The 5,031-nt window shown below is 66.8% G+C and carries 6 protein-coding genes; all 6 read right to left on the minus strand.

Translation table 11 applies throughout. The annotated features are described in order from the left end of the window. Window positions 1–991 (minus strand): prohibitin family protein (locus JHD82_RS23740; protein WP_199139121.1); only part of this gene is annotated, 991 nt, incomplete at its 3' end. Further along, a complete protein-coding gene (locus JHD82_RS23745) occupies window positions 988–2,649 on the minus strand; it encodes a cyclic peptide export ABC transporter (RefSeq protein WP_199139123.1) in 1,662 nt (553 codons plus the stop codon). The genes JHD82_RS23740 and JHD82_RS23745, both read right to left, overlap by 4 nt. 3 nt (window positions 2,650–2,652) lie before the next feature. Further along, complete coding sequence (locus tag JHD82_RS23750; RefSeq protein WP_016445291.1) at window positions 2,653–2,835, minus strand: hypothetical protein; 183 nt, start codon at window positions 2,833–2,835, stop codon at window positions 2,653–2,655. Between the two features lie 10 nt (window positions 2,836–2,845). Further along, window positions 2,846–3,412 carry a hypothetical protein gene (locus tag JHD82_RS23755; protein ID WP_199139125.1) on the minus strand — a complete coding sequence of 189 codons (567 nt, stop codon included), beginning with the start codon at window positions 3,410–3,412 and terminating at the stop codon, window positions 2,846–2,848. Then, a complete protein-coding gene (locus tag JHD82_RS23760; protein ID WP_199139127.1) occupies window positions 3,409–4,200 on the minus strand; it encodes a thioesterase II family protein in 792 nt (263 codons plus the stop codon). Before JHD82_RS23760 ends, JHD82_RS23755 begins: the two co-directional genes overlap by 4 nt. 29 nt (window positions 4,201–4,229) lie before the next feature. Then, a complete protein-coding gene (locus tag JHD82_RS23765) occupies window positions 4,230–4,808 on the minus strand; it encodes a YcjF family protein (RefSeq protein WP_016445288.1) in 579 nt (192 codons plus the stop codon). Window positions 4,809–5,031 lie beyond the last annotated feature (223 nt).

Raw genomic sequence — 5,031 nt, forward strand, 5'->3', positions numbered from 1 at the left:
CTGCAGGCGTGGAGGCATCGCCCCTGCTGGTGCCGGCGACCGGCTTGCCGGCCGTCTTGCCCTCGGGTTTGAGGCCCTCGCCACCGATGGAGATCAGCGGCAGCCCGCCCGTCTTGTCGTTGCCCATGATGACCACCTTGGCATTCTCGGAGCGCGCCAGCTCCAGGGTCGCCTCGATGCCGCGCCAGCGCAGATAGGCATCGTTCATGCCGCCACTGATGATTTCCTGGAAGTTGCGGATGCCCAGTGCCTCGACCCGCTTGCGCTCGCTCTCCTGCCCTTCCTTTTCCACCATCAGCGCGTATTGCTCGACTTCGTGGCGGGTGACGTTCTTGCGCACGATGGCATCTTCCACGCCGTCCGGTAGCACGATGCGCTTGATCAGCACGTCCTCGATCAGCACCCACTCCTGGCCAGAACGCAGTTCGGTGTTGAAGCGGTGGCGGATGTCGTAGCGCACCGACTCCGAGATCTGGTTCTGGATCTCCAGACGGTGACTGGTGTAGATATCCTCGGGGCGGTAGATGGCGATCACGTCGCGCGCACGCGCACCGATGGACTGGCCCACCAGTGTCTCGGTGTAGTCGCTGCCGATATACCGGTGCAACTCCCCCAGGAACTCGGGCACCAGGCGGAATCGCCAGGCCAGCGTGACCTGCAGCTTCAGTCCGTCGGAGGCCAGCACCTCGTACTCGCGGTCCACGCTCTGCAGGCGGGCGTCGTAGATGTAGAGGATGTCCCAAGGCGGAATCAGGGTCGTGCCCTCGGAGCGCACCGAATCGATGTCCGTGCCGCCGCCAAAGCGCTTCCAGTGGACCCCGAGGTGGCCCGCCGGAATGGTGACGACCATGGAGGGCAGCAGAAAGACCAGCAGGACCAGCAGGACCACGGCGGCGATCAGCAGATCGTCCCCGAAAAAACGCAGCCGTGCCCACAGCCTGCGGCCCATCGCGGCCATGCCGCCATCCCGGCTTGCGGTGGTGGCGTTCATGATGCACTCCCTCGGTTGGAGACGGAGGCGATGCGCCCGTCCTCTATGTGCACGCGGCGGTCCGCGTGGTGGAAATAGCGGTCGTCATGGGTGATGGCGATGACGGTCACCCCCTTGTGCTGCAGGCGCGGCAGCAGGACCTCGTAGAACTTGGCGCGGAAATGCGGATCCTGGTCTGCCGCCCATTCGTCAAGCACCAGCACGGGGCGGCCTTCCAGCTGGGCCGCCACAAGGGCCAGGCGCTTGCGCTGTCCGGTGGACAGGCCCACGGTCGAGAAGCGCCGGCCGCCCTCTATGTGCACCTTGCTCTCGATCTCCATCTCGTCGATCAGCGCATCGGCATGTGCGCTATCGACAGGGTCCAGGCCGTACAGCGTGCGAAACAGGTGGAAGTCCGAGAAGATTGCGCCGAACAGGTCGCGGTAGCCTTGCAGGCCCTGGGCATCCACGGGCTGCCCGTCCAGGACAAGGGAGCCGGAGTCCAGCGGATACAGCCCCGTCAGCATCTTGACCAGCGTAGTCTTGCCCGAACCGTTGCCGCCCGTGATGAACAAGGTCTCGCCCCGGTGGATGCTCAGGTCGACAGGCCCCACCGTGAAACGGTCGCTGCCCTCGCCTCGCGTGAAGACGGCATGGCGCAACTCGATGGTGTCGAAGCTGGCGGGCGCGCCGGCATCGGTGCCCGTGCTCGTGGGGTTGCCAGTGCTGGTGCCCGGAGGCTCCACGTTGTCATCCAGCAGTTTCTCGACAGCCAGCAGGTTCTCCGCAGCCGCATTGGCCACGGTGATCTGCGGCGCAGCGGAGATCACACCCGACACCGGCCCGACAAGAAACAGCACGGCGGTCAGCACCTTGACCGTGATGGCCGCGAAGGTCGTGCTCAACACCGGCAGGATGAAGACCAGCGAGCCCAGCAGCACGAAGATCGCCGCCTGGGAGAACACGAAATTCATGCCCAGCGTGCGCTGTGCCAGCGAACGGTAGTGGGCCGTGCGCGAGGACACGCGCACCGCATCGTCCAGCAGTTCCGCGGCGCGGCGGCTGGACAGCTTGATTTCCTTGAAGCCGCCCAGCAGCGCCTCGACCATCTCGTGCAGGGCGCCGATTTCCTCATGCGCGCGGCGCAGATCCTGACTGGCACGCTGGCCACGGCGGGCATACACGCGCGCGGCCAGCAGCAGGACCACCACCACCAGCCCGAGCGCAGGCAGGGACAGCGTGGCGATGTAGACCGCCGTGCACAGGATCATCATCACGGCCTGCACGCCCAGGATCAGGCTGCCGGCAGTGTGCGAGACGGTCTGCGTATCGGCATTGATGGCCGTGAAGATGGCGCCATGGCCGATCTTCTCCACCCCCACCAGGCGGCTGGCGGCCAGCTTGCGGATCAGGCGGCGGCGCCATTCGTCAACGATGCGCTCGACCTCGTCGGTGGTGGTGTTGAGAACATAGCGCTGGCTGAAGATGTAGACCAGCAGCGCCAATCCGTACAGCGCCACGTACTGGGCGTTGCCGCCCGAACGCAGCTGGCTGTCCGTGGCCACCGAGTTGACCACGGCCAGGATCACCGTGCTGGATGCACCGGCGAGGAAAGCGACAAAGCCCAGGCGCTGCAGCGGGGTCCGCGCATCGCGGATCAGGAGTTCCGTCAGGCGCATGCGTCAGCGGCCACCCAGGCGGTCTTCGGCCTGCAGCGAGGCGAACAGCAGAAGGTAGATGAATGCCACCAGCGGCGTCAGCATGAAAGCCACGACCAGGGTACGCATCCAGCCCAGGCGGGTGCGCCGGCCGATGAAGGAAACGATCAGGCACAAAATCAGATAGATGAGAAAGGCGTTCGACATGCCCGGGCTCCTATTTCTTGTCGATGATCTTCAGGGGAATGGCGCCGTAGGCCAGCGCACGCACGTCGGCGGAGCAGTCGGCGCCGTTGGAGTACGTGCACTCGATGACTTCGAGCTCTCCGGTCAGGTTGTCGCAGCTGCCCACATCGATGGCATTGGACAGATGGGTCAGGTCCTGCTTGCCGACCTTGAGGACATAGAAGCGGGCGATCGTGCTGCCGGCCGACTTGTCGTTGCCCTGCTTGCGGTAGCGGATGCCGGCCACCAGTTCCTCCATGGTCTGGTTGGAGGAGTTGTTCACCTGGATCTGGGGCGAGCACACGGAGCGGCGGTTCATGCCGTCGTTGGCCAGGATCACCAGGGCCTGGGGAATGGATACATAGATCTGCCCCTTGGGCCGGCGCCTCTTGACCAGTTCCTGCAGCGGCTCTTCGATCACATGGTTGTTGCTGCCCAGCCGGTGCCCCACGTCCTGGGCCCTGGCGCCCGTCGCGGTGGCGGCCAGGCCGCCCGCCATCAGCGTCCACAGCAGCGCGGCACGCAGGGCGCCGCTCGTCATCATCGGGAAATCGTTCATGCAGGCACCAGGCAGGCCGCTGCGCCCAGGCGCAGGCGGTCGATGTCGGCGGACAGAGTGTCCAGGAAGTCGGGAGCCGACTGGAGGAAGAAATGCCCGCCATCGAAGCAATGCAGCCGCGAGCCACCCGTGGTCATGGCGGACCATCCGGCCATCGCCAGGGGTGTGGCGAGCGTATCGTCCCGTCCCGCATAGGCCACCACGGGGCAATCCAGGGGATGCCCCGGCCCCGGCCCCGGCCCCGGCCCCGGCAGCGGCTGGGCCGCCAGCGCGAAGTCAGCCCGCAGCACGGGCAGCGCCATGGTCCAGAAACCGGGGTCGGCATCCAGCTCGGGCGGGATGCCGCCATAGGAGCGGACCAGCCGCTGGAAGGCGCCATCATCCAGGCCAGCCGTATCGGCCACTGCCGGGCGACCGGGGGGCGCGCTGGCGGCCACCAGCAGCCCGCACGGTGGCGGCAGGCCGCGTTCGGCAAGTTGCCGGACCAGGGCAAACGCAAGGCGCGCGCCCAGGCTGCAGCCAAAGAGCGCGTAAGGACGGTCCAGCCAGGGTGCCACGGCATCGGCAAGGCCGGCCAGCATGGCGTCCAGGCTGACCAGCGGCCTTTCCGACAGCCGCGTTTCGTGGCCCGGGTACTGCAGCGGCGCCACGGCCACGCCTGGCAGATGGCGGCGCCAGCCCAGATAGGCCGAGGCCCCGCCACCGGCGAAGGGCAGGCACAGCAGGCGCACGCCTGCATCCGCCGCACCTGCACCGAAGGCCAGCCAGGGGCAGCGGGAGGGCTGCATCGGTGTCATCGCAACCGGGCAGTGCCTGCTCAGGACGCGCCGGCCTTGCCGCCGCCGACGTTCTTCTGGACGAAGGCCTTGCCCTCTTCCACCTGTTGCTTGAGCTTGCTGCTCATGTCCGAGACCTTGACATCCAGGAAGGTGCCGCCCGTCTCGAAATGCTGCATGAACAGCTTGCCGACCGCGTAGGTGGTCGCGCCCGCCAAAGTGGACTGGGCCAGCACGCCGGCGGCGATGCCCACGCCCGGGATGAACTTCAGCAGGCTGGCCAGCGGTGCCGTCACCACCAGCGGCAGGTAGCCCCCCAGCAACGCGCCCAGCAGCTTCTTGCCGGTCTCGTCCGACAGCGAATGGCCGTACAGGCGGCCCACCTTGCGCAGCAGGCTCAGCTGCACGCCGGTGAGGGCGATCAGGTCCAGGCCCGGAACCGGCAGGATGCCGATGCCCATGGCCGTGATCACGTGGTTCTTGATGGTGTGCAGGGCCTCGTTTTGCCGCTCCTGCGGGGTCAGGGGCGCATCGGCTGTTTCAGCAGAGGCCACGGCAGCATCGGCAATGGCCGTGTCGGTGGCAGGGCTCACGGTACTTTCGGCTTTTTCCACGCTCATGGGAAATCTCCAGTTGGGGAACAAGTGGCCCGGCGCACGGCGCCGGGAAGGCGGCACAGGAAGCGGAGTTCGCCCAGTGCCACGGCGGAACACAAATGTTCCAAAGTGTCACCGACACCGGAATCATTCGTGAAACACAGGTAACAGTCAACCCTGCGCGCCGCGCCCTGGCCGCGGGCGCAGGAGGGGGTCAGGGGACTGCGAACGGGGTGCATTCGGGGCC

It is taken from the genome of Delftia sp. ASV31 (assembly GCF_016428765.1).
Taxonomy (GTDB): domain Bacteria; phylum Pseudomonadota; class Gammaproteobacteria; order Burkholderiales; family Burkholderiaceae_C; genus Comamonas; species Comamonas acidovorans.